We start from the raw sequence: 26,468 nt of genomic DNA, 5'->3' as shown, positions 1-26,468 counted from the left end.
TTATTTACCTATTACACTGAGGATAAGAAGGTTTGTTCCTGCACTAACAAGAATTACAACCCAGCTGCTGACAAGCATTGCCATGTATTTAACACGAGGAAATACATTATCTATCAGTGTCTCCATAAGATAGAAAATTACACATGCAATAAGAGCCCAAACTATACTGATAGGGTTGTTGTAAATAAAGAACATAGCAACAATACCCATCATAAGTACCTCATCATACCACTCTGCTATCTCATAAAATGCAAGGTTGGTACCTGAGATATCTGATGTAAGACCCTTAACCATCTCCTGGTGTGCGTGATGAGATGTACTCATGTCAAAAGGAGATTTTCTGAATTTTATTGTTAAGATAAACAAAAATCCAATAAGCATACCCGGGATCTTGTAAATAGCCGGATTAGCAGCCTGTACAAGATCATTAACCATGAAGCTTCCGTTAGCTTCATAGAATCCGATTGCAACAAGGAGAATCATGGGCTCATAGCACATCATCTGCAAAAGCTCACGATTGGCACCAAGTGCACTGTAAGGACCATTTGTTGAATATGCAGCAAGTACCATCATTACCTCTGACATTGAAAGAGCGAAAAATACAAGCAGCATATCACCGCCGCCAAAGAAAAGCGAACCGGTAAATATGGTAAATATCAGATAAGCTATAACAAACAGAACCTGAATGCTGTTAACAACGGTTGTCTGTTTTGCAAGAAGCTTATAGACATCATAGAAGGGTTGTAAAAGCGGCGGGCCCTGTCTTCTCTGCATACGAGCAGAAACAACACGGTCGATACCTTCCATGAGTCCTCCAATAATAGGAGCAAGTAAAATATAAAGAACTACCTTTATAACTGTTGTCATAACCATTAGAAAGCACCTCCGCATACAATTATCAGCATTACAATCACAATTATTGCAGAGATTACAATACTGGGAGCAAGAAGCTTATCCTCTCCAAAATATTCTGTCATGTACCAGTTTGACATATAAAGCGGTCTGGCCTTACCAAATGAATCGATATAATGTCTGTCATCACCAGCGTTAACACCGGCTACATAAGACATAGTCATCTTACTCTTCTTACCAATTGCAAGTAATCTGCTTCCAATCGGAATAGCAAATATCATGGCAACCATGATCATCATGATGATAACATCAGAACCACCGATAACATTAGGTATGTTCTTATGGAATGCCTCATTAAGAATAGGCTGTATCATTATGTCAGACATCTTAGGGAATGCAAAACACATAACAATGATCATACATGTAAGAGGTATAAGCGAAATCATCTCACTCTTAGGAGTGATGTCTTCAAGCTCATATGACTGATGAATTACAGTACAAATCTTTCCAAGCCATTTAGCCCAGTAGAAAAGTGTAGAACCTGAACCAAATACAAGGAACAGAACAAGCCATACAGAATTGGAATCAACGAATGACTTAAGAGCTGCCCACTTTGATACAAGCATTCCAAAAGGAGCCATGAACATTCCACAGATTCCAATGATCATAATGAATGCAAGCTTTGGAAGCTTGATAATAAGACCATGCATGTCTTCTATATCACGGCTATGCATGCAGTTCTCAATATCACCAACTGTCTGGAACAGAAGTGACTTGGAAACAGCATGGAACAGTATAAGCATTGTAGCAGCCCAGACACCTTCTGTGGTTCCTGTGCCTGCGCAGGCTGTAATAAGTCCAAGGTTTGATATTGTTGAATAAGCAAGTACCTTTTTACCGTCACTAACAGTAATTGCAAGAAGTGAGGCGGCAAAGAATGTAAATCCACCTATAACTGTGATCATGACACCTGTAAAGGTTCCTTTGAGCATAGGTGAAAGTCTGATAAGCATATACACACCAATCTTAACCATTGTAGCTGAATGAAGAAGTGCACTACTGGGTGTAGGTGCAACCATCGCTCCAAGAAGCCATCTGGAGAAAGGGAACTGCGCACTCTTTGTAAGCGCAGCAAAAGCAATCAGAGTAACAGGTACCATTACAACCATGTTCTGTCTTGGTATGATTGCTGTAAGCTGACTCAGATTTGAAATGCCAAATTTGAAATTGCAAAGTAAAAGAGCAGCTGCAAAGCCGCATCCACCCAGCAAGTTCATCCATAATGCTCTGAAGCTGTTATTAACAGCCTCTTCTGTTCTTGTATATCCAATAAGAAGGAAAGAACATACACTTGTGATTTCCCAGAAGAAATAAATCCATCCAAGATTATCAGAAACAATAAGACCAAACATAGCACCAATGAAGACGAATAAAAGTGCAAGGAAGTAATTAGATCTGTCCTCTACATCAGTATGATGGTTATGATAATCCTTCATATATCCAACAGCGTAGATACAAATAAGGATACCAACTATACCAACGATAAGGATCATTACTGCGGAAAGGAAATCCACCCTTAAATGAGCATTCCCCTCAACAGCATAACCTGAGAGATCCATAGCCAAAACCGGAATTGTTCCGATCATTGATAAAAGTATCGCATAATACTTTTTATACTTTAAACTCAGGAAAATAACTATGGCCATCAAAAGGAGTTCTCCTCCCATTATTATATGGTCATGGGGTGCAGTTGAAGTCAGATATGTATTACGCGTTGTGCCTTTCATGGAAAGTACTCTGATACCCACCATGATTGCCGTAGCCATAACGCTGAATCCGCCCACAATTGCAACAAAATTACGCAGTAGAGATGAATTCCTTATGCAGAACATCATTACTGCAATCACAAACGGAAATAGAATAAGGAAACTCACTGCTTTAAGAATTGAAATAGTCAAAGAATCTCCACCCCTTTCAGGATAAAATATTAACAGTCTATAAGCAAAAGAGCTCAAAACATGCCTTAAATATACTACCACAAATTATGAAATTTTACATAAAAAATTATTATAATTAAAACAAATTTTTCATAAATAATTAGCGTACATTATCAATGACCATGTAGAGCAATCTATAGAGTTCTTTGGCATCATTTTCAGAAAGTCTGACACATCCACCTATCTTAGAAGGAATGTCCTTTGCCTTTTCTTTAAGTGCTTCTCCCTCTTTTGTAATTGATACAAGAAGGTTTCTCTCGTCAGTCTTAGACCTGGTTCTCTTAAGGTAGCCTTTGCTCTCAAGTTTCTTAAGCACAGGTGTAAGTGTACCGGAATCGAGATACAGGCATTCTCCAAGTGACTTTACGTTCATTTCCTTTTTATCCCATAAAACCATCATGGTTATGTACTGGGTGTATGTCAAATCCACCTCATCCAAAAAAGGCTTATATGCTCTGATGATCTCCTTAGAACATGCATAAAGCGGAAAGCATAACTGATTCTCCAGTTTTAATCCATCATAATTTTCTTTACTCATTTTTCCTCCTAATAATTCAAATAATATATATTTAATTGCGTACAATAATACTTTCTACTGTATAATATCAATAATCTCTGTTTTTTTCAATGTTTTTTATAAAAATATAATCAAAATTTAAAGTAAATTCTTCATATTAAAAGGATGCCCTAAAGCACCCTTTACATAATAAAGAATTTAAAAGAAACACACTATCTGCATTAGTCTTTTGCTGTGTGCTTCATATTCCTGATAGGAATATTAGCATACAGTGCAGGAACGCTCTTTGCATCAGTATCAGCTCCCTCAGTATCCATCTGAGTCAACTTAATATCAAGCCCTGCCTGATCTACCTCAACATATTTTGATAATACGTCGAGAATATCATTCTTGATTTTCTCCATGATTTCGGGAGAGCAGCTTGATCTGTCTGAAACAAGAACCAGCTTTAGACGGTCCTTGGCAGCCTGTCCTGAAGACTTTTTCTTGAAAATATCTGTCAGTTTCATGCCCTATCCCCCTTATCACTTACGAAAAACACTTGCTATTGCTGCAAATAAGCCTTTTTTATCCTCCAGATTAAGGAATGGTACGGTCTCACCAAGTATTCTGCGGCAGATGTTCATATATGCCTGACCTGCAAGTGAACTGTCACCAGCAAGTGGTTCACCATTATTTGTAGCAATAACAATATTCTCATCATCAGGTACTACGCCCAAAAGGTCAACAGCAAGAATATCAATAACATCTTCAGCGCTCATCATGTCGCCACGCTTAACCATATCAGGTCTTAATCTGTTAACTATAAGCTGAGTTTTTCCAATTTCATTAGCTTCGAGAAGACCGATTATTCTGTCTGCATCTCTTACGGCTGAAACCTCCGGAGTAGTTACAACAATCGCTCTCTCAGCTCCTGCTATAGCATTCTTAAATCCCTGCTCAATTCCTGCAGGGCAATCCATAATTACGTAGTCAAATTCCTGTTTGAGATCATCTGCAAGTTTCTTCATCTGATCAGGTGTTACACTGGTCTTATCCTTAGTCTGTGCAGCAGGAAGAAGGAAAAGAGTATCAAATCTTTTATCTCTTATCATAGCCTGCTTAACTTTGCAGCTTCCCTCAACTACGTCTACCAGGTTATAGACTATTCTGTTTTCGAGGCCCATAACAACATCAAGATTTCTAAGGCCTATATCAGTATCTATCAGTACTACTTTCTTATTAAGTTTAGCAAGTCCAGTACCGATATTTGCTGTAGTTGTTGTTTTTCCGACTCCGCCTTTGCCGGATGTTACTACTATTACTTCTCCCATTCCATCCTCCGTATTACTTATATAAATCGATTATCGCGCAAAAACGCTGCGCCGTAAATATCTTTTACAATGTGGCCATTTAAAATGTATGCTACTTCAGTGTTCTTAACCGTAGCGGTTTTCCTGAACCTTCGCACTTTTAATTTTGGCCCTGTCTCAGAATCAGGTGAAATTGCTATTGAATTGGCAATTCTAACCTGCAGGGGATTAAACTCAAGAGCCATAACAAATGCATTCTCATTACCATCTGTACCGGCATAAGCACTTCCCCTTAATGCCCCAAGAACAAATATGCTGCCTTTGGAATTAACAGATGCACCGGGCTTAACATCACCCATTATAATAACGCTCTTATCATAGGTTATTGATTGTCCCGATCTCAGATTACCGGCATGAATTACAGCTGAATTCTTATCTTCTATAAGTTTTTCCTCATCAAATGAGGGCTCCTGTTGCACTTCCTGAGTCACTGCCGGTTCGACAACTTCCGGCACCTCTTCCTTTATATAACTGGCAAATATTTTGTCCGTTTCAGGATCTTCCCTTAAAACACATGTGACATTTATATCACTGTTTTCGTTAATAGCACCTAAAATTTCATTTTCCTCTTCATCAATTATAGTCCTGCCCCTAACGATGATTCCCATAGAGGCTTTCCCCAAAAATGAACGGGATTCGCGAAACTTATTAGCTATTTCCGTGATCAGAACGTCAAAAGGAAGTTTTGGATCAAGTTCCAGTATAATACCGGAGCTTGTACCTTTCAGATTAACTACTCCCATCTGTACCAATTCCTCCTCTATAAACGATAGTTTATATCTGATTAATTCTGGTCGGATACGGATACCGTACCATTCACTTTGTTCATGGACGGTAACATGCTCCCAGCAAAACTTTAGCTTGTTAACATTTTATATGTATAAAAGCCCCTGCCGTCAGCTTAACGGCAAGGGCAATCACATTTAAAATAATCCTTGCGGAGCAGTTTATTTCTAATGAAATAAATAGGAATTACTGCATTCCTGCCTGCTTAGCAACCTCTTCAGCGAAGTTCTCTTCTCTCTTCTCGATGCCTTCACCGGTCTCAAAACGAATGAAACGCTTAATTGAAAGGTTTGCACCATTCTCTTTAGCAACCTGAGCTATGTACTGAGCAACTGTCTGCTTGCCATCCTCAGCCTTTACATATACCTGCTCATTAAGGCAGATCTCTTTAAGCTCTTTCTGGAGACGACCAACAAGCATTTTTTCGATGATCTGCTGAGGCTTTCTCTTGCCTTCAGGAAGCTCTTCATTTTCCTTTGTAGCCTGAGCAAGAAGGATTTCTTTCTCATGATCCTTGAATTCCTGAGGAACATCATTCATATCAACATACTTAGGATAAAGAGCTGCAATCTGCATTGCAACGTTCTTAAGAGCATCCTTGATATTGTCGTTGACAACATCTGTATCAGCTTCTACAAGAACTGAAATTCTTCCGCCACCATGAACGTAAGGAACAACAACACCGTTCTCAGCTACAACTTTCTCAAAACGACGGATGCTGATCTTCTCACTGATAACAGCTGTGATCTCAACAAGTGCTTCCTGAACAGTCTTAGAACCGTCAAGGATCCACTTCTCAGCCATGAAGCTATCCATATCCTTAGAATCTGTCTCAGCAGCCTGCTTAGCAACTGCTTCTACGAAATTCTGGAACTGCTCGTTCTTTGCAACGAAATCAGTCTCTGAGTTAACCTCTACAACAGCTGCTGTCTTATCATCCTTTACAGCTACTCTTGTAAGACCTTCGGCTGCGATTCTACTAGCCTTTTTCTCAGCCTTAGCCTGACCATTTTTTCTAAGGAATTCTACTGCTGCATCCATATCACCGTTAGTCTCAGTAAGTGCCTTTTTGCACTCCATCATGCCTGCACCGGTAGACTCACGTAACTCTTTAACCATTGCTGCTGTAATAGCCATCTATTAAGTCCTCCAATTATAAATAATATAAAGTTTTCTTTTTTTGATAATATGCTCAGCCATAAGGCTGAGCCAGACTAAATTCTAAAGAATTACTCTTCAGTAGCCTCTTCCTCAGTAGCCTGCTCCTCAGATGTGAGGTTCTCAGCACCCTGATTAGCTTCGATAACAGCATCAGCCATCTTGCCAACAAGAAGCTTTACTGCACGGATAGCATCATCGTTACCAGGGATGATGAAATCAAGTTCATCAGGATCACAGTTTGTATCACCGATACCGATAAGTGTGATTCCAAGTGCCTCAGCTTCCTGGATGCAGATTCTTTCCTTCTTAGGATCTACTACAAAAATAGCATCAGGGATTCTCTTCATGTCGCGGATTCCGCCAAGAACCTTGTCAAGCTTTTCATATTCTTTCTTGAGCTGTGCTACTTCCTTCTTGGGAAGAACATCAAATGTTCCATCTTCCTGCATCTTCTCAAGCTTCTTAAGACGCTCGATTCTGCTCTGGATTGTACGGAAGTTTGTAAGCATACCGCCAAGCCATCTCTCGTTTACATAGTACATACCGCAACGCTCAGCCTCAGTCTTAACTGCATCCTGTGCCTGCTTCTTTGTACCAACAAAAAGAACTGTACCACCCTGTGAAGCGATCTCAAATACTGCCTTATAAGCCTCGTCAACCTTTACAACTGACTTCTGAAGATCGATGATGTGGATACCATTTCTCTCTGTGAAGATGTAAGGAGCCATCTTAGGGTTCCATCTTCTTGTCTGATGACCAAAGTGTACACCTGCCTCAAGTAACTGTTTCATTGATACAACGCTCATGTTATTACCTCCATTTGGTTAATCTTCCGCGCATCTGTTACTTTGTAACCGAAGGGGCGTTATTTCCTTCGAAAGCATCTCATCCTATCCCCAAAAGGACACCGGATAAAATCTGGATGTGCGTGTTTATTTGTGACTCTGTCAGCTAAAAATGGGCATAATAAAAGCCCAAACGCTCACAGCCTCATTAGAATACCATGATTTTGGGCTTTTGACAAGCTTTTATTTTGTTATTATTGCTGCTATTTCCTCAAAGGATGATCCCTTGGGAATTTGCTTGGAGCCTGATCTTATACGTCTGTCCTGACCGCTGCTTATGAGATATTTGTTAAAACCTACCCCATCATCGATAACTCCTGCCTCCCTGAGGATTCTTGCACAGTCATCTGATTCACTTCCGCTTGGAAGATCAACAACGATATAATTGACATCATTGCCGGCAGCTGATGAATCTGAAGACGTTTCCGTGTCTTGAACTTCAGTATCGCTCTGCACAGGTTCTTCATTTTTAACAGGCTCGCTGTTTTTAACTGCTTCAGCATTATTTGCTGAAGTCGAATTATTAGCGGCTTCAATACTATTGGCAGGAACAGTATTATTGGTAGCTTCAGCATTATTTACAGAAGCTGTATTGTTAGCGTTTTCAGTATTATCTGACTGCCCGGAATTCTGCGCATTGGATTCATCAGTAATTATCGTTGTTTCTGCGGCTGTATTTACTGTTTCAGAGCTGCTTTCATCTGCTTTTTCTGAATCTTTTGCGACTGCTCCATTTGAAGCATCATTTGTGCCTGCTCCGATGCCTTCCTGTCCTTTCGCCTCGACCACATCTGTCGAAACTGTGCCACCAGCTTCATTAGAAGCGAGCTTAACATCTTCTTCGGGTTCAACGCTTTCACTGCTTTCTCCAGTTTCACCACTCTTTTGCGCTTCCTGTACCACTTGTGAAACTGCATCACCTGCTTCAGGCTCCCCTTCGTGGACTTCTTCAGATATTTCTTCTCCTTCTTTATCCACTTCCTTATTGGATGAACTGTAAACATTTTCGTCTGATTCCTCCGGATTTTTTGATGATTCCGAATAACTTGATAATGTGCTTTCAGCCTCAACCATTCCAAGCTGTTTTGCTCTTTTTATGACTTCCGCATCCGTGATATTCTTACTCGGCTTTCCAAGCACAACTCCCATTATGATCGCCGTAAGAACTGTGCCAAGTCCAAGTCCTCTTAAATAGTATTTTAGTTTCATAGTTAATTATCTGCTTCCCCCGGAGCTGTTATTTTATTTATTTAGAATAAAATAATGACTTCTTGCGGGTAAAAGAGGAAATAGCCCACAAGATTCATACTTTATTACTAAAGATCTATCTGAAATGCATTACCAAAATCATTTACATTATTGAAGTACGGCTTTTCTTATGCTTACCTGCAAGGTCTATAACCAACTTTACCTCACCGATCCCAAGTCTTAACTCTCTGGCGATAACTACGGCTGATTTACCAGCTTTATGCATATCTAAAATTTTCTGATTTCTGGAAACAGGATCACTTACAGAATCCTTAGCCTTAGTCTCTTCAACTACTTCTGCCTTCTTCCTCGGAGCATCGCTGATTGAAACTACCTTTGCAGGAACTTCTATATTATTATATTCATCTTCGTCAAGATAATCATCATAATAATATCCATCGTCCTCAGCATTATTCATAGCTGTGTCAGTTCCGATAACCCTGTTATTGGTCTTTGCTGCAGCCGCAGCATCTGCTCTGTCAAGTATATCTGAAAGTGATGAAAAATGCGGCTCATCAGCAAACGGAGAACTTGCACCGGAATCATAAAACCTTTCTTCCTGAGTGCCCTGTATATTCTTCTCAGGCGTTATCACAGCCATATTCCCTGCATTATTATCATATTCATCATTTACAAATGTATCTGCTGCATATCCTGATAACTGCTTCGCTTTTGTTTCAAGTACTGCCTGGCGTCTGGCCTGTGCTTCAAGCTCTGCCTGACGCTGATTTTCAGCTTCAATCTCAGCAAGGCGTTGTTCTTCTGCTTCAAGCTCTGCGCGTCGCTTTGCCTGTGCTTCAAGCTCAGCCTGGCGCTTTGCCTCTGCTTCGAGCTCTGCTTTTCGCTTTGCCTCAGCCTCAAGCTCTGCCTGGCGTTTTGCTTCAGCTTCAAGCTTAGCCTTTCTTCTGGCTTCTGCCTCAATTAAAGCCTTACGTTTTGCTTCCTCCTCAAGTTCAGCAAGCCTTCTTGCCTCAGCTTCGCGTTTTGCCTTCTTCATTTCCTCTTCACGAAGTTTAGCCTGCTTTTTAGCTTCAGCCTCAAGCTCTGCCTTACGCTTCGCTTCAGCCTCAATTTCTGCTTGACGCTTAGCCTCTGCTTCCTTCACCTCTTTTGCAGCACGATTAGCCTCAGAGACAGTGTTTTTGAGGTTCTTGTGTTTGTCATTCAACATATCATACATAAAAACAACTTCATCATGATTTTTATGGATATCATTCATGACAGTATCTGAATATTCACTAATAGCAGACATCTTCTCGTTAGTCACACGATCCATGGCGCGCTCAGCCTTACTGATTGCTTCCTCCATGCAATCATCAAGCATATCATCAATCTGAGATTGTGAATTCTTGATAGCCTTTGAAACCATGTCATTAATTCTTTGATTTGCCCCATCAAAATCAAAGCCTGAAGAATCTTTTCCGTTAGGAATCAGATACCCTAATATAACCGCCAGGATCCCGGCAGCGATTAAAATTATTTCCGTAACGCTAATCATATAATCCCCACTCTGATTTTGTATTCCGCTCCCATTCAGAATACATTATCTAGTATTATAAAGTGTTTAAATTTTGAAGTCAAACCCTGAGGAAATATGCATATCCAAAGGCTTACCATCAGCTCCGATAAGAGTTTCCGTCAATTTTTCAAGCTCTTCCGGAGATTTATAGTGATTTCTTCCTTTTCCGCCATTACCAAAGTACTCATTTTTTCCTTTTTCCCTGGCATCATGCTTTTCCTGTTGCTTCTGATCAGCATTTTCTTTTTTCGTTACGGAAGTTGATTTCTGGTCAACTTCTTTATTAAATTCCGTTTGAAAAGCATTCTGATCAGTAAATGCTTTATTATCTTCATTGGCTTTTATCTGTGAAATATCATTTGTTCTGACAACAGAGCCCTGAAAATCAATCCTGTTTATCGACATATTTACCTCCCTTCTCCCGCTATATCTCCCCCTTTTCATGTATTATATATCGACAAATTTACTCAACATAATTAGATTGGACCCGTCTTAATTTTCCCATCTCTTAGCTCATATCTGCAATAAGTAGATTCAAGTTTAATCGTTGTCTGCTGATCCCCAATATGAATAGTAATCCCGGGATATGCAGTCCCCTCAACGACAACATACGCTTCCTTTGAATCAGCAAGTTTTTGCTGCAATTCTTCAAGCTCTTTGGAATTCTTATCAATCTGAGAAGTCAGAATTTTGTTCTGAGTAATAAGTTGCTGAGCCTGCCTCGTCTGTTCTGCTGACAAACGGCTTCCACTGCGGAGTCTCTTGGTTACAGCTTCGACTGTAGGCCTTATGTTTTCAAGCCTTTTCGTTGAATCATATATTGCCTTTTGAAGCTCCCTGATTCTCACCTTTATGCTTGGGTCAGCACCTACTTCAATTATAGTAGTTGCACCCATATCGCTTCCAAGATCCTTTGCAATTATCTTATCTCTGGCTGTTACTCTTCCACCTGCTATGAATCCTTTTTTACCGGAAACACGGATTTCAGTTCCGGCGGAAACATTGGAATGTAATATACTCTCGCTTGTAATGCTCCCCTTAGCACTTACTTTAGCATTTTCAATGAATTTTGTAACTATATTACCACCGGCTTTTATCTCACCTTTACCAGTGCCATTTATTCCACGCTCAAGGATGATATCATTACCTGCCGTAAGACTGGCGCCTTCGACAGCACCTTTAACATGGATATTAGCTCCTGCCTTTATTGAAAAGCCTGCGGCTACGGTTCCTTTTACCTCAACACTACCGTCGTAATTTATGTTACCGGTAGCAACATCAACATTCTCAAATTGAATTACATTGCTGACTGTAACTTTACCATCTCTAACAGTAACATGTCCGTCAGTGTCAGCATACAAAATAAGACCATCATCAGAAAGATAAGTATTTTTGCCTGCAACAAGCTTTTTGGGTTTTACAGGGTGAGGTCTTAGTACTTCTCCATAGATATTACTCCCGGCATCACCCGGATCTTCCGGCGTAAGAATAGCCAGTTCTTCCCCTTTATGAACATGATTGATAATATTCAGGTTAAAATAATCAACGCTACCGTCCTCACGCATGGCCGGTTTTGCATGAAGATTGGCATTGAACTGTAAATCTATTTTCGCATTACTGCCTTCTCTTACTTTTGTCCCCCTGGCAATAACTATTTCTTTGCAGTATTCTCTGTGTGAAAAATATGCAAATATCGCCTCTTGATCGATACCGTACACAATATTTCTGGATGCGAGGTCATTCAGAAATTCCTGGGGATTCATATATTCTGCATTTTCAGATGGAGCATAAAAAAACACCGAGGCCTCCATACGGTCTCGAGAAATCGTAAGCTTATAGCTTTCTCTTTCTGGAAAACAGGAATTATCGTTTAAAACAACAATCTCTCCTGTTGCTTCCGTAATAGCCTCGTTTAATATAGCCGGTTTATAGCTGACCTTTCTCTCATCAAGGTATTCTTTTACATCATCATATTTCAAAGTCTCGCCGCCATCGGTGGGCTCATAAACTCTAATTCCTGTGGATGTGGGCATTGTGATTAGCTGAAAGTAACCGTTCATTATCCCCTCCTAAATCGTGCGTTCAGCCAAGTTGTGTGAGAATTCCCATATACTTTCCGAGTTTTTCACGCATCTTCTGAAGTGCTCTTGTATGAAGTTGTGATACTCTGGATTCAGAAACCTCGAGAACATTACTTATTTCTTTCAAAGTAAGTTCTTCGTAATAATATAACAAAATAACCTTCTTTTCTTTATCGGTAAGAAGTGCAAGACTCTCGGCCAGCATCTTCTTTAATTCTTCTTTTTCTATTGCCTCTTCAGGCTTTTCGAAACTGGATGCAAGATTATTAGTGTCCTCAGGCACATCGCTTCCCTGTTCCATAAACTCATTGAGGGAAACAACACCTGTGACTTTCATCTGATTTTGCCAGTTTACATATTCATCATCAGAAATTCCCAGCTTAGACGCTATTTCAGTATCAGTAGCAGGGTGTCCCTGCTCTTTTTCTATCTCGTGAATGGCAGCCTCAATCTTCTTCTGCTTCTGCCTGATAGTTCTGGGAATCCAGTCCATTTTTCTGATCTGATCGAGAATGGCACCTCTGATACGGACACTGGCGTAAGTTTCAAATTTAACATCCTTCATAAGGTCAAATTTGTCTATAGCGTCAATAAGTCCGAAAATTCCATAGCCCACAAGATCATCGTACTCAACATTAAATCCCAAATACATGGAAAGGCGCCCTGCAACGAGCTTCACCAGCGGAGCGTATTCCAAAATAAGTTTTTCTCTGAGCTCAGGTGCCTTATTCTTATGATATTCATTCCAAAGCTTACTTCTTCCAGCTTCATCCATAAGTTAATTATCCCTGTTAAAATTCCGAAAGGTCTCCACCTAAATCGAAATCATCGCTTTCTCCGAATGAATCATATTCACCCGGTGTATTATTCTCATTTTCTTCTGCTTCCTCAGCTGCAAGCCTCTCAGCTTCTTCAGCTGCAAGGCGCTCTGCTTCTGCGGCTTCTTCAGCGGCAATGCGGGCAGCCTCTTCGTCAGCCAGTCTTTGAGCTATTGCATCTTCCTGTGCCTTGATTGCTTTTTCTTTATCCGAATTAAGGGTATCAAAATGAACAACCAATAGCTCAAATAGTCTGCCGACGATGAAAAAAATAATTACAGACACAAAGAGAGTCTTTATCCAGGCTCCGATTTCGTAATGCTGCAGCATTGTATAGATTGCAATGAATCCACTACCCACAAGCATTACGAAAGCAGTTATCAGCCTGGTTTTAGGAGCTTCAGTAATCGTAATAGTCTCTGTACGATACTTTTTCTCTTTTTCCTTCTTTTCTTCTTCCGGCGCTTCCTCTGTATTGTCTTCATTAACTATTTCAGGAGTTTCCTCGCCGGCTTCATCAGCTTGATTTTCGTTGGTCTGTTTTTCAACTGTTTTTTTGGTTTTAACTTCTTCAGTATTGTCTTCAGCACTCATATCGTCTTTTCCGGTTTCCCCACTGCCCTGATAACAAAGTTGCCATTTTCAGGATAGAAAATAACAGTACGTCCATAAGAATTGCCAGTATCCTGAGCTAAAATCGGAATACCAAGTTCCTTAAGTTTCTTTATCGTAGCTGCAACATTTCTTTCTCCGACACGCATGGTCGCATTACCTGAATTAAATGCAAACATTTGGGCTCCGCCAGCTATCTTTGCAACAAGACGAGACTTGCTGGCACCTTTTGCCACAACCTGCTTAATAAGTTCATCAATTCCAGTATCCGCAAACTTTGGAATATTGGAATTATTCTTGATTTCCTTAGAATCAGGGAGCATAATGTGCGCCAAACCGCCTATTTTTGTCACCGGATCCCTTACAGCAATCCCTACACAGGAGCCAAGTCCAAGTGTCGTGATTCCGTCAGGACTGACACAAATATTAAGATCGGCCATACCAACCTTGATAATTTGACTCATTCACTTAGCTCCTTATCCACTAATGCTGACATCTCCCATTCCGAGGGATGTCAATATCTTACTGTAACCGTCTACATCAGGCAGCAGGATGAAATATCCGCTGAGAACTTCAGTGTCAAAAAAGTTTGTTTCGATAAGAAGAATCTTATCTCCCATCATACCAAATTCAATTGCAGGTACTGAAAGAATTGCTCCGGCCATATCTATAGCCAGGAAAGGTACCGAAGGCAGGAGCTTCAAATTTGTAATCATGGAAAGTGAATTCAGGTAGGAACCTGTGATGATATTTCCCACTTCCTTGATTGCAGAAAGTTCCGTGTCATCAAAAGGGACATTCTCATCCTTATCAGTGATTCCCATCAGCATATTTACGAGGTGTCTTGCAGCCTTCATGCCAAGAAGAAACATGATACTACCATTGATATCACCCTCTACAGCGAGGTAAATACCAGTCATAATCTGTTCAGCACCGCCCATCAGGTCGCCGACATCTTTAAAATCAAGAAGCTTAACCTGTGGTACAGACATATCTACCTTTGTACCAAGCATTTGTGCAAGTGCAGTTGTTGCATTGCCCGCACCAATATTTCCCAATTCCTTAAGAACATCAAAGTATTGGTCAGACATATTCTCCAAACTCATCTCACTCAAAGGTCTTCCTCCTCTATAAATGTAAATTTAGTCCTGTCGGATACCGCAAGCGCCAAAGAGACGTACACTAACGGTAACCGACTCCTTCAACCATTATGCCTTTGCCTTGTCTTCTTCCATCTCAACCATACTTAGATCAAGAATTGAAACCAGCCCGCCTTCATATTTTCCTACACCACTTATGAAGCTGTTAAGTTTCTTGCCTTTATCTGCGCTATACGTAACCTTTTCAATACTCTTGCTTCCAAGAGTAAGAACCTGATTAACCTGGTCTACGATGATTCCAATAAGAGTATCCTCTTCTGCTTTAAGAATAATAATTCTGCTCTTATCCGTTATTTCATCGGGAGCCATGTCCATCTTAAGTCTAAGACTCATCACAGGAACGATGACACCACGAATGTTGATAACGCCCTTTAAATAATGAGCAACCTGAGGAACTCTTGTTATCTGCTGCATGCGTACAATATTATCAATGTACTTAATATCTATTCCATACTGTTCGTCGCCGAGTTTGATGATAATATACTGAATCAGTTCGCCGACATCCTGTGTATCTCTTAATTCATTCATATTATTATCCTTTCGTTGTATGAGGAAGTTCTGCTTACTTCAACACAGAAGTTCTGCTCTCACTTCGCTCGCCAGAACAAAGTTCGATAACGAAAATCAGAGATTTTCTATCTCACTTTTATGCCAACTGATTTGTATCAAGAATGAGTGCTATCTCACCATCTCCAAGTATCGTAGCTCCGCTGATCATACGGCACTTATTCATGTATCTGCCAAGAGGCTTGATTACGATTTCCTGCTGTCCCATCAGTTCATCTATTACAAGACCGAACTGTTGATCACCTTTTCTTGTGATTACAACAACAAGATCTTCATCTTCATTCTTGGTAGTCTCGGTATCAAGTGCATCACTTACACGAATGATAGGAGTTACGCTTCCGCGAAGATTGATAACTTCTTTATTTTCAACAGTCTTAATATCTGTCGGTGCAACATCCTCAATACTCTGGATTGAATCAAGAGGAATAGCATATTTTTCATTACCAACTACAACCATCAGAGCCTGAATAATAGCCAAAGTAAGAGGTAGTCTGATTTGCCATGTACTTCCTTCACCAAGCTTAGTCTTAACACTTACCTCACCAGAAAGAGATTCGATCTTTGATTTAACTACATCAAGACCAACTCCTCGTCCTGAAACTTCGGTAACCTTTTTAGCCGTTGAAAATCCGGGATGGAAAAGGAAATCTATGCACTGCTGTTCAGTTAAAGTTGCAGCTTCTTCAGGAGTTACAATTCCCTTTTCAATAGCTTTATTCTTTACGATTTCAGCATCAATACCATTACCGTCATCACCGACTTCAATAACAACACTGTTACCATCCTGGAAAGCATGCAGGAAGATATGTCCTTCTTCCGGCTTGCCTCTCTCTGCACGAATCTCAGCAGATTCGATACCGTGGTCAGCACTGTTACGCAAAAGGTGCATCAAAGGATCACCGATCTCGTCAACAACGGTACGATCCATTTCAGTATCTTCACCGGTCATGGTAAGCTCCATGTTCTTACCAAGCTGCTTATTAAGATCTCTTATCATACGAGGGAATTTCTGGAGTACGCTTTCAATAGGTACCATTCGAACTTTCATGACAGATTCATGAAGATTGGTAGTAACGCTTTCCAGATATTCAATCTGCTCGTTTACATTGCCACTTACTATACCTGCAGAATTCGCTGCAGAAATCAAAGAGTTTTTAGCTATAATCAGCTCACTAACCAGGTTCATGAGGACATCCAGTTTATCAATATCAACACGAACTGTACGATTAACAACAGGCTTACCAACAGGTTTCTTACCTCCTGCATCCTTTGCTGGTGCCTTCTCAGCAGGTTTAGCCGCAGGTGCTGCAGGTACTGCTGCAGGCGCTGCTCCCTGAGCCGGCTGTGCAGCTGCAGGTGCTGCTGCAGGTGCTGCTGTTTCTTCAGCACTTACTGCTGCGTTAGGATCATAATCTCCGATTTCACAATCTTCGATTTCAGAAACACTCTTAACAATATCTTTGATCTTATCTTTATCTTCTTCGTCTGTAGAAATAATTAGACTAAAATTAAATTCAAACTTCTCATCCTCAATATCCTGGGTTGATGGCTCTGAAATAATAAGTTCGCCAATTTCCTCAATACCCTTAAATACAAGGAATGCTCTTGCTGCCTTAAGGATGCAGCTCTCCTGAATTTTTACATTGAGACCATAAAGCTTCTTGCCCTGGCTCTTAGCATCCTCTAAGGTGCCCTTGGTATCAGGATCAATCTTTATAGCTCTGTAATCCTTTGTAGGATCGGCATCTGAAGGAGGTGCTGACGCTGCAGGTGCAGCCGCTTGTGCAGGTGCTGCTTCCGGTGTAGGAGCAGCTGCCGGTGCGGGTGCTGCAGCAGGAGCTGCTCCGCCGCCTGTTCCGCCTGCTCTGATATCAGCCAAGGCTTTAATCAGGTTAGCATTTTCCTCAGTTCCTTCGTCCTGAGACTCCGTGATATTGTCCACATATGCCTGAATTGCATCAAGACACTGGAACAATGTATCTATCATACTAGAGTCAATTTTAAGCGTTCCATTACGAACGTCTGAAAATACATCTTCCATATCATGGGTAAGATTCTGCATATTCTTATAGCCCATGGTTCCTGCCATTCCCTTCATGGAATGTGCAGAACGGAAAATTTCGTTAATACAATCTTCGTTCTCCGGATCCTGCTCCAACTGCATGATACTGTCATTCAGTGTCTGGAGATGCTCCTTTGCTTCATCAAGAAAGACGCCTAGATACTGAGAAACATCCATAATCCCTATACCTCCATATAAACGTCACGCAAGCGTCAAATAAAGGAATCAGGATACTTCTGCTCTCAGCTTCACAAGGAAGTGCGTCATGCCCGATAAATGTTCCGCCAAATGTAATCCTTTCTACACTCTGCAAGCCAAAGTGTTCTATTACACAGGGAACAATTACAACGCAAGACGATTACTTAACGCCAACGTTCAAAATTATTTCCTGGGCTACGTCATCAAGTGTTACTACCTGATTAACGAGACCAGCTGTTGCCACTGCCTTAGGCATGCCATATACTGTGCAGGATGCTTCATCCTGACCAATGACATGAACCTTCTTTGCTGATTTCAGATTTTTTATTCCCTCAGTACCATCTGCCCCCATACCTGTAAGTACAACACAGCATATAGAGTCATAATCGGAATCCATCAAAGACTCATACATGAAGTTTGCACAAGGCCTAACGCCTTCTCTTGTGGGGCCATCCACATAGTGTATGGTATGCTTTCCGGCTGATGTAATAATGTGCATATGCTTGCCGCCTTTTGCAATATAGACGGTTCCTGCCTGAAGTACATCTCCTTCAGCAGCCTCTTTAACCTTGATCTCAGAAAGAGAATCCAATCTCTCTGCAAGTGAAGCTGTAAAGCCCTCCGGCATATGCTGCACAAGTACAACCGGTGTTTTCAGATTTTTGGGAAGTTTCGGAATTACCGCTTGAAGCGCACGAGGGCCACCCGTAGAACTGGCAATCGCCACAATACGATTACCTGTAACCTTGTCTGCATGCTTAGCGACAATATCCACCATCTTACGAGAGGCCTTGATCTCATCGATTGAAAAAGCCTTCGCGCTGACAGGCGCTCTGGACTCGCAAACTGCTGCGAGTGTCCTTGTAAGCGTCTTGGTGAAATCGTCGCCACGACAATCCGAGGCGCGATCCGGTTTGTGAATAAAATCAAGTGCTCCCAGTTCTAATGAATCCAATGTTACTTTTGCCCCTTCCTTGGTGTCTGTACTACACATCATAACCTTAGCCCTGATTTTATTTTTGTTAATCTCCTTGAGTAACGTAATACCATCCATACGCGGCATATTTACATCCAATATGACAGCATCATATGTTTTGGTCTTAAGTAACCCAAGGGCTTCTACCCCGTCTTTAGCCTTATCTACAACCTGAAATCTAGAATCTGAATTAACTATATCACTAAGGACGGTTCTCATGAGTGCAGAGTCATCAACTAATAAAATTTTTTTCGACATTTAGTTTTGCTTCTTTCTAATTTTTCGTTCTTCTTCGAAGATAAAGTGAATAATATCCTCTCTGGAAGTCTCATCAATGTAGGTGTACTGTATGCGGTGCTCATACAGTCCTGGCCTGTTTTCGAGTTCCTGTACCCTGAGTACGGTGCACACCATTTCGTACTCTATATTATTAATATTTCCGGGTAATCGATAAGAACAATAAATTGTGCTACCTTCTTCGTATTGGAAATTAGCAACAAACCTCAAACCACCTCCGCTTATATCTACTATAACGCTTCGCTGTAATGGTTTGTTGGTCCCAAGTAGTAATCCCCAGTTTCGCCTTATGGCTTCAACTTCTTCCTCCGTAAAAATACGCGACCGAAGCTCCAAAGCACAGCTGAATCTGTAATATTCTCTACGCTGGAGTCTCTGTAGATTACTTAGAAGGTCAAGAACCAAAATATATACATTATTACTTCGGTATCGGTCAATTATCCTTCCGTAACATTGAAACAGTCCTCTTGAGCTGTAAAAGCACAAGCTGTATTCACCATCAACCGGCAATAAAACCAGTTTTCCCTTATCCATTGGCATAAGAACTTCAATTCTATCCTCTGATAAAATATCCGTAATCTTACTCAGGTGAATCTTTTTAGTGCGGCTGTCATCGTCCATCCAGACCTTCCCGATGGCCTTCAGTTCAATTTTGTTGCCTGGCGCAATATAGTCCGCAAGCATGTAGGTACCCCTCTTACCTTTTATTATTGACCGGAAGCCTTATCTCCGGTGTTCTTCTCAGAATTAAGTTTACGCCCTGTTATTATATGTGAGAAAAATGCAGCCATTCCTCTTGGCTTATATTTTTCAATCTCATTTTTATTCACCAGTTCCGCAGCAATCTGCTCAAAAGCCTTCGAGGATTTCGAATTAGGATACTGAATTGATACCGGCGATTGCTGCATTACTCCTCTTGCCAGCATCTGATCCTGAGGTATTGCGCCCAGATATTTAAGCGGGAGCTTTAAATATCTCGCTACAACAGCATTCAGTTTATTAAACAGCTGTTGTCCCTCCTCACCGGTTGCCACTCTGTTTGAAACAACCTTGATAATCGTATTATCCCTTGAAAATCTGTCCTGCTGGTTTAACGCCTTAAGCAGAGAGTAGGAATCCGTTATCGAAGTAGGTTCCGGTGTGGTAACAAGAATAATCTCTCCGCTGGCAACCAGAAATTCCATAACTGCGCTGGAAATTCCTGCGCCTGTATCAATTATTATCGTATCTGCTATGGCATCGAGCTCCGCCAGATTAACAATAATATCAACGAGATATTTTCTCTCCAGATTATACATACCGGAAATACCGGAGCCGCCGGATATAAATCCAACACCTTCCGGTCCCCATGTAATAATATCTTTTATATTCTTGTGTTTGTATATCAAATCGCTCAGGTTGTGCTTTGGTACAGTTCCAAACATGATCTCGATGTTAGCCAGTCCGAAATCCGCATCAAGTATTATTACTCTCTGCCCCATCCTTCTGAACTGTATTGCAAGATTGATTGAAACGTTGGATTTACCAACGCCTCCCTTACCGCTTGTAACCGTTATAATCCTTGCCAAAGGCCGCTGAGTTGCATTTTCTGCTTTAATAATTTCTCTTAACTGCTGTGCCTGATCCATAAAAATAATCCTGTCTCTATTCTATCAAAATATCCTAAATTCTTCTACTATTTTCCACCCAGAAGACCCTTAACACTTTTTTGTGCATCAAATACAGCAATATCACTCGGAACATTTTGACCGTTTGTAATATATGACATGGGAGCTCCGGTGTGCATATGAATATTGTAGAGATTACCTGCAGACCTGGTCTCATCCATCTTAGTGAATATAAGCTTGTACTTAACAAGTTCCGAATAGCCATCTGCTATCTCTATCAAGTCTCTGTATTTGGTGGTAGCACTTAGTACCAGATAATTTTCGGTTTCAACACACTCCTCCAGAGCGTGGATAAAACCTATCATTGTCTCCTTCTGTTCTTCATTGTGAAGACTGTGGCCTGCAGTATCTACCATTATGTAATCATAGTCCTTAAAATCTTCTGCAGCCTGCTTCATCTCTTCTATGGAGTAAATTACCCTGAACGGAATATCCATAATGGTAGCATATGTGCGAAGCTGCTCAGCAGCAGCAATTCTATAGGTGTCAACCGTAAGAAGTGCCACTTTTTTCTTTTTGGCAATGCATAGCTCTGAAGCGAGCTTGGCAATGGTTGTTGTCTTACCTACGCCTGTAGGGCCGATGAATATTTCTGCTATAGCGCCGTCCTGACTGTCTTTTATCTTGTCAGCAGGTCCAAACTTAAGAACCATCTTCTGATAAACATTTGCCAGCACATATTCCATAGGAATATTGGGTTTGCTGACCTTTTCAACTTCATCGGTAAGCTGGTTTGCATAAATTTCATCAACCTCATTTTCAATGAGGGTATTATACAGAACTCTCACAAAAGAAAGCGTTTCTTCGGAAACAGTATTCTCAGTCCGCACATCATCTATATCTTCATCAAGTGCTTCTACTCTGGGTTCTTCCTTCTCATTCTTAAGATTCTTCTCTAAAAGATTGTGAAGACTGTCAAGCTTTTCCTCTATAGCGCTGCTCTCATCCTGCGCATGAGAGAACTCTCTTACGTTGGGCGGAGCAATTGCAGGCTCAGGAGTCGCTACCTGAGTTACTTTTAACGGAGGAATCTCTCCCTGTTCCTGGGCTTTTAGCAGTTTGTCTGCCATTGACTGGGGCTTTTGCGGCCTTACGGCTTTATTCTGCTCTTTTGCAGGCTTAACAGCTCTCATCACTTTTGAAGGCTCATCTTCAAGAGCCACTGTTACTTCAATCTTGGGCGGAGAAAAAATAGCGAAAAGTCCACTTTTCTTCATGGGCCTGACATTCATGATGACAATATTTTCTCCCAGCTCCTTCTTTGCGATTTCTGTAGCCTCTGATTCAGTTTTTCCGGTATATTTTTTTATAATCATATTATGCCGTTACCATTCCTACAGATTGCATTTCTACATTAGGTTCAACTTCGTTGTATGAAAGTACGATCAAATCCTTGTAATAATCCTCTGTCATTTTCTTAAAATACATTCGCACTATTGGCGAAGTCATAATTATCGGTATCATTCCGGCATCCTCAAGCTTCTTGGACTGTTCTCCTACAGATTTAAGGATTGCCTTTGTCCTCGTGGGATCAAGTGTCAGATAAGCTCCGGTCTCTGTCTGTTTAACCGACTGCATTATCTCCTGCTCTATCTTGGGATCAAGGGTAATGACACTTGTAGTCTCACCGGGATAAAAATATTTATTTGATATAGCTCTCCTCAAACTCTGTCTTACATATTCCGTAAGAATATCGCTGTCATGGGTTGAGGGTGCATAATCAGCCAAAGTCTCAAATATAGTTACCAGATCTCGTATGGAGATTCCCTCTGCCAAAAGATTCTGCAATACCTTTTCAATCTCACCAAGACTCATCAGCTTAGGCGTAAGCTCTTCCACCAGAGCAGGATTGCTCTCCTGCAGATTATTGACAAGATTCTGAACATCCTGTCTTGTGAGAAGCTCTGCGATATGATTTCTGATAACCTCAGTAAGATGTGTTGCAATGATTGAAGGCGGATCTACTACCGTATAACCAAGAGATTCGGCACGCTCTCTCTGACTCTCCGTGATCCAGGTTGCAGGCAGATGGAAAGATGGTTCAAAGGTAGGAATACCAGTTATCTCTTCCTCTACATTACCGGGATTCATTGCCATGTAATGGTCAAACAGAATTTCTCCGTCACTTACCTGAATACCTTTTATCTTAATAATGTACTGATTCGGATTAAGCTGAATGTTATCGCGCAGGCGAATGATTGGCACAACAGTACCGAGCTCAAGAGCAATCTGTCTACGGATCATTACAACTCGGTCAAGAAGGTCACCGCCCTGATTGACATCAGCCAGAGGAATAATACCATAACCAAATTCCAGCTCTATCGGATCCACCTGAAGAAGGCTTGTGACGTTCTCAGGCTGCCTTATCTCCTCAGCCTGTTGCTCTTCCTCAGCCATGACTTCTTCCTCTGTAGCCGCAATCTTCTCGTGTCTGTCCATGAAAAATCCAAGGCCTGCGATAACTGCACCAAGGGGCAGATACAGAATATTGGGAAGCGGAGTAAGAAGACCCAGTGTTGCAATAAGTCCGCCAACAAGGTACAAAGTCTTCGAAGCAGAAAATAGCTGTCCAATAAGTGCAGGACCAAAATCCGCTTCCTTGGATCCCTTAGTAACAAGAATACCTGTGCTCAGAGATACCAGAAGTGAAGGTATGGCACTAACAAGACCGTCACCCATTGTTAAAATAGAATACTTATCAAGGGCTTCTGTTATCGGCATTCCCTGCCTCAAAACGCCCATGAGAATACCACCGACAATATTTACCGCAGTAATAATAAGACCGGCAGTAGAATCTCCTTTTACATACTTAGTAGCACCATCCATGGCTCCGAAAAAGCTTGCTTCATTCTGAATCTTCTCACGCCTCTCCTTTGCCTCCTGATCAGTGATTGCTCCGGTATTCAAATCTGCATCGATAGCCATCTGTTTACCGGGCATAGCATCCAATGTAAAACGTGCTGATACTTCAGCAACACGCTCAGAACCTTTATTTATAACCATAAACTGTACAAGGATCAAAATAATATAAACAATCGCACCAATAATAAGATCTCCGGCACCAACGAATGAACCGAAAACCTCAATAACCTTACCTGCGTCACCGCCTGTAAGGATTAGTCTCGTGGACGATATATTCAGTGCAATACGGAAAATTGTGGTGAACAAAAGGATTGTCGGGAAGAATGACATATCCAGTACTTCCTTTGAAAACATCGCCGTAAACAAAATAACAAAGGACAGCGACATATCAAAAGCAAGCAAAAAGTCCATAAGCCATGTGGGAATCGGCACAATGAACATGATGATTGCAGCAACAAAATACAGCGCCACACCATAATCAAATGCACGCTTTCTGATAATTTCAAGCATATTCATCCCCCTTCCCCAATTATTTATACTTATACATAATTAGTATATCGCACACTATATATTGTATTCAAGTACAAAATTAGGCACAAGAATGAAGTTAATGTGAAGTTAAAAGCTTTACATATTTTCAAGCTCATCTCACCAGGTGTGCTGAGCTGTCTGAGCAGCAGCTTACCTGGTCACACCTTACCCTGGAGATGATATACAAATGCCAGCACTTCGGCAACTGCCTGATAGAGCTCCGGTGGAACAAATTCACCTACATCAACATTTGCATAAAGCATACGGGCAAGAGGTTTATTCTCTACTATCTCTATATTGTTTTCTTTGGCTATATCCTTGATTCTCTGGGCAAGATATCCCTCTCCCTTTGCTATAACCCTGGGAGCATCATATTTTTCAGCATCATAGGATATTGCTACCGCATAGTGAGTAGGGTTCGTGATGACTACATCTGCTTTGGGAAGTTCCTGCATCATACGCCTCTGGGATGCCTGCATCATTCGGCGGCGCTGCTGTCCCTTGATCTGAGGATCTCCTTCAGTATTCTTATACTCATCCTTTACTTCCTGTTTGGTCATCATCATATCTTTTCTGAACTTGCGCTTCTGATATACATAATCTATCGCAGCAATGACAACGTATACCGCAGCAATTCTGATGCCAACCTCTACTATGGTATTACCCATAAGACCGATTCCCTGTCTTAAAGGCATGTCATACAGAGTAAATATTGAAGCTGTATAACTAAGAAAATATGTATATACAACTACACCAATGACAGCTATCTTGGCAATCGCTTTAACCAGATCAAAGATTTTTCTTGTTGAAAAAATCTTTTTAAAGCCTTTTATCGGATTAAGCTTACTGAGCTTTGGACGTAATGGCTTTGTGGTGATCTTCCATCCTACCTGTACTACATTGCAGATAAATGCAATGATAAGAGCCACCGCAAGAAACGGAATTGCAGTCAAAAGAATTCTCAAAAGCGTTTGGGTAAGTATAACCCTAAGATTAGTAAATGGCATATTGCCATTATGCATCACAATAATATCCGGTATCTGCGTATATACATATTTGAAGGTATTGGAAAAATTGGTCCCCATATACGGATACAAGACCCTGATCATGATAAAAAGCGCCATAAGTCCGGCGGCATGACCTATCTCCTGGCTCTTTGCCACCTGTCCTTCCTGTCTGGCATCCTGAAGCTTCTTAGCCGTGGGCTGCTCGGTTTTTTCTCCACCGGGACCATCAGCAAAAAACTGCAGATCATAGGAAATCATGAGTCCAATATTCAGTTTTTCCTGATTCTCACATAAGATCATTTATAAACTCCGTCATAAGCTGCCGCATATTGGAAAAAATAAAATCCGATGCATTATATAGAAGTATACTTGTTATATACATCATAGACAGTCCAACTATCATCTTAAGCTGAACGCCTACCGCGAACATGTTCATCTGAGGTGCTACTCTTGCAAGAATACCTAAAATGACATTCATTACAAAAGTAACGATAAAAATCGGAAGACATATTCTAAATCCAATGATCATATAAGCACTGACAAATTTAAGCATTGAATTTAAAAGCTTGTCCGAATTAAATATTGCTCCGTTGACAGGAATAAGTCTGAACGAGTCCACCAGTGCAGATATAAAATATCTGTACAATCCGCTTACAAGCATCATTCCAATAAATGCATATTGATAAAGTGCCGCAGATACCGCTACATTCTCCCTGGATCCGGGGCTCATAACCTGAACCATGGACAAGCCTATCTGCATGTCAGATATCTGTCCTGCCAGATTGGATATCAATGTACATATCTGTGCTGCAAAACCTATCAGCAGACCTGTAAAAAATTCTTTCAGTACAATTAGTGTAAATCCCCAGATAGTGTTGTAATCAAGCGTATTCACAGGTACCAATCCATACAAAAGCACCGATAATAGAAATGAAAAACCTATTCTGACGGGATGAGGCGTATTACTCATGCTGAAAAAAGGCGCAATATAAACAAACATTGTCACCCTTACCAGTATGAGCAGAAATATCTCCAAATCACCATAGGTAAAGGTATAGTCTATCAAAGCTTCATTCCCTCGCTAATGTATATATAAAGAAAAATCCGACCACATTTTCACAACATACCCGGATAATTCTGTCAGCATCCAGTTTCCCAGAACCATCAGAGCCACAAATGTCAGTATAATCTTAGGAACGAATGTAAGTGTCTGATCCTGAATTGATGTTACTGTCTGAAATATGGACACAGAAAGTCCCACTACCAGAGATACCAAAAGTACAGGAACAGCAATCTTGATTACCATAAACAAACCACTTGCCATAATGGCAGTCACGTCATCTACTGTCATAA

General features: G+C 40.9%; 26 protein-coding genes. All 26 read right to left on the bottom strand.

What is annotated here, in order from left to right; all coding sequences use genetic code 11:
* The 26 genes from T501_RS00495 to fliQ all read right to left on the bottom strand — a co-directional run bounded on the left by T501_RS00495 (position 1) and on the right by fliQ (position 26,466).
* On the bottom strand, positions 1-873 hold the full coding sequence (locus tag T501_RS00495) for a respiratory chain complex I subunit 1 family protein (protein ID WP_044912636.1): 873 nt from the start codon (positions 871-873) through the stop codon (positions 1-3).
* Complete coding sequence (locus T501_RS00490; RefSeq protein WP_242832967.1) at positions 873-2,810, bottom strand: NADH-quinone oxidoreductase subunit 5 family protein; 1,938 nt, start codon at positions 2,808-2,810, stop codon at positions 873-875. Before T501_RS00490 ends, T501_RS00495 begins: the two co-directional genes overlap by 1 nt.
* Positions 2,811-2,949: 139 nt before the next feature.
* On the bottom strand, positions 2,950-3,387 hold the full coding sequence (locus tag T501_RS00485) for a MarR family winged helix-turn-helix transcriptional regulator (protein WP_026509934.1): 438 nt from the start codon (positions 3,385-3,387) through the stop codon (positions 2,950-2,952).
* 200 nt (positions 3,388-3,587) lie between these two features.
* Entirely contained in the window at positions 3,588-3,875 is a 288-nt protein-coding gene (minE, locus tag T501_RS00480; protein WP_026509935.1) for a cell division topological specificity factor MinE, read from the bottom strand.
* Positions 3,876-3,890: 15 nt separating this feature from the next.
* The gene (minD, locus tag T501_RS00475; protein ID WP_026509936.1) at positions 3,891-4,679 is read right to left on the bottom strand and encodes a septum site-determining protein MinD; all 789 of its coding nucleotides are present in this window, start codon (positions 4,677-4,679) and stop codon (positions 3,891-3,893) included.
* A 17-nt stretch (positions 4,680-4,696) separates the two neighbouring features.
* Positions 4,697-5,461 (bottom strand): septum site-determining protein MinC, encoded by a 765-nt coding sequence (locus T501_RS00470; RefSeq protein ID WP_050008035.1) that lies wholly within the window; start codon positions 5,459-5,461, stop codon positions 4,697-4,699.
* A 229-nt stretch (positions 5,462-5,690) separates the two neighbouring features.
* On the bottom strand, positions 5,691-6,641 hold the full coding sequence (tsf, locus tag T501_RS00465; RefSeq protein ID WP_026509937.1) for a translation elongation factor Ts: 951 nt from the start codon (positions 6,639-6,641) through the stop codon (positions 5,691-5,693).
* 92 nt (positions 6,642-6,733) lie between these two features.
* Positions 6,734-7,471: a 30S ribosomal protein S2 gene (gene rpsB / locus T501_RS00460; RefSeq protein ID WP_026509938.1), complete on the bottom strand. Its 738-nt coding sequence runs from the start codon at positions 7,469-7,471 to the stop codon at positions 6,734-6,736.
* Between the two features lie 222 nt (positions 7,472-7,693).
* A complete protein-coding gene (locus tag T501_RS19710) occupies positions 7,694-8,719 on the bottom strand; it encodes a RodZ family helix-turn-helix domain-containing protein (protein WP_050008034.1) in 1,026 nt (341 codons plus the stop codon).
* 142 nt (positions 8,720-8,861) lie between these two features.
* Entirely contained in the window at positions 8,862-10,256 is a 1,395-nt protein-coding gene (locus T501_RS19705) for a DUF6115 domain-containing protein (RefSeq protein ID WP_050008033.1), read from the bottom strand.
* A 66-nt stretch (positions 10,257-10,322) separates the two neighbouring features.
* Positions 10,323-10,682 carry a hypothetical protein gene (locus T501_RS00445; RefSeq protein WP_026509941.1) on the bottom strand — a complete coding sequence of 120 codons (360 nt, stop codon included), beginning with the start codon at positions 10,680-10,682 and terminating at the stop codon, positions 10,323-10,325.
* A gap of 71 nt (positions 10,683-10,753) precedes the next feature.
* Positions 10,754-12,337, bottom strand: coding sequence for a FapA family protein (locus T501_RS00440; protein WP_044912634.1), 1,584 nt, complete (start codon positions 12,335-12,337; stop codon positions 10,754-10,756).
* A gap of 22 nt (positions 12,338-12,359) precedes the next feature.
* Positions 12,360-13,133 carry a FliA/WhiG family RNA polymerase sigma factor gene (locus T501_RS00435; RefSeq protein ID WP_026509943.1) on the bottom strand — a complete coding sequence of 258 codons (774 nt, stop codon included), beginning with the start codon at positions 13,131-13,133 and terminating at the stop codon, positions 12,360-12,362.
* A gap of 16 nt (positions 13,134-13,149) precedes the next feature.
* Positions 13,150-13,770, bottom strand: coding sequence for a hypothetical protein (locus T501_RS00430; protein WP_044912632.1), 621 nt, complete (start codon positions 13,768-13,770; stop codon positions 13,150-13,152).
* Entirely contained in the window at positions 13,767-14,252 is a 486-nt protein-coding gene (locus tag T501_RS00425) for a chemotaxis protein CheD (RefSeq protein WP_026509945.1), read from the bottom strand. The genes T501_RS00430 and T501_RS00425 overlap by 4 nt, the downstream gene beginning before the upstream one ends.
* A gap of 12 nt (positions 14,253-14,264) precedes the next feature.
* Complete coding sequence (locus T501_RS00420; protein WP_026509946.1) at positions 14,265-14,903, bottom strand: chemotaxis protein CheC; 639 nt, start codon at positions 14,901-14,903, stop codon at positions 14,265-14,267.
* Positions 14,904-14,996: 93 nt separating this feature from the next.
* Entirely contained in the window at positions 14,997-15,476 is a 480-nt protein-coding gene (locus T501_RS00415; protein WP_026509947.1) for a chemotaxis protein CheW, read from the bottom strand.
* A 118-nt stretch (positions 15,477-15,594) separates the two neighbouring features.
* Positions 15,595-17,754: a chemotaxis protein CheA gene (locus tag T501_RS00410; protein ID WP_044912631.1), complete on the bottom strand. Its 2,160-nt coding sequence runs from the start codon at positions 17,752-17,754 to the stop codon at positions 15,595-15,597.
* A gap of 181 nt (positions 17,755-17,935) precedes the next feature.
* Positions 17,936-19,009: a protein-glutamate methylesterase/protein-glutamine glutaminase gene (locus tag T501_RS00405; RefSeq protein ID WP_044912629.1), complete on the bottom strand. Its 1,074-nt coding sequence runs from the start codon at positions 19,007-19,009 to the stop codon at positions 17,936-17,938.
* Positions 19,010-19,732: a flagellar brake protein gene (locus T501_RS00400; RefSeq protein WP_026509950.1), complete on the bottom strand. Its 723-nt coding sequence runs from the start codon at positions 19,730-19,732 to the stop codon at positions 19,010-19,012.
* A gap of 23 nt (positions 19,733-19,755) precedes the next feature.
* Complete coding sequence (locus tag T501_RS00395) at positions 19,756-20,676, bottom strand: MinD/ParA family protein (protein ID WP_044912628.1); 921 nt, start codon at positions 20,674-20,676, stop codon at positions 19,756-19,758.
* 47 nt (positions 20,677-20,723) lie between these two features.
* The gene (flhF, locus tag T501_RS00390) at positions 20,724-22,031 is read right to left on the bottom strand and encodes a flagellar biosynthesis protein FlhF (RefSeq protein WP_026509951.1); all 1,308 of its coding nucleotides are present in this window, start codon (positions 22,029-22,031) and stop codon (positions 20,724-20,726) included.
* A 1-nt stretch (position 22,032) separates the two neighbouring features.
* Positions 22,033-24,087 carry a flagellar biosynthesis protein FlhA gene (gene flhA / locus T501_RS00385; protein ID WP_330363571.1) on the bottom strand — a complete coding sequence of 685 codons (2,055 nt, stop codon included), beginning with the start codon at positions 24,085-24,087 and terminating at the stop codon, positions 22,033-22,035.
* A gap of 179 nt (positions 24,088-24,266) precedes the next feature.
* Positions 24,267-25,415: a flagellar biosynthesis protein FlhB gene (gene flhB, locus T501_RS00380; RefSeq protein WP_044912627.1), complete on the bottom strand. Its 1,149-nt coding sequence runs from the start codon at positions 25,413-25,415 to the stop codon at positions 24,267-24,269.
* On the bottom strand, positions 25,402-26,181 hold the full coding sequence (locus T501_RS00375) for a flagellar biosynthetic protein FliR (RefSeq protein ID WP_026509954.1): 780 nt from the start codon (positions 26,179-26,181) through the stop codon (positions 25,402-25,404). Before T501_RS00375 ends, flhB begins: the two co-directional genes overlap by 14 nt.
* A gap of 15 nt (positions 26,182-26,196) precedes the next feature.
* A complete protein-coding gene (gene fliQ / locus T501_RS00370; protein WP_026509955.1) occupies positions 26,197-26,466 on the bottom strand; it encodes a flagellar biosynthesis protein FliQ in 270 nt (89 codons plus the stop codon).
* Positions 26,467-26,468: the final 2 nt, after the last annotated feature.

The sequence above is a fragment of the Butyrivibrio sp. WCE2006 genome (assembly GCF_000701985.1).
In the GTDB taxonomy this organism is placed as follows: Bacteria; Bacillota; Clostridia; order Lachnospirales; family Lachnospiraceae; genus Butyrivibrio.
Note: the sequence above shows the minus strand (reverse complement) of the source record. Positions and strands in the feature narration are given on the sequence as shown.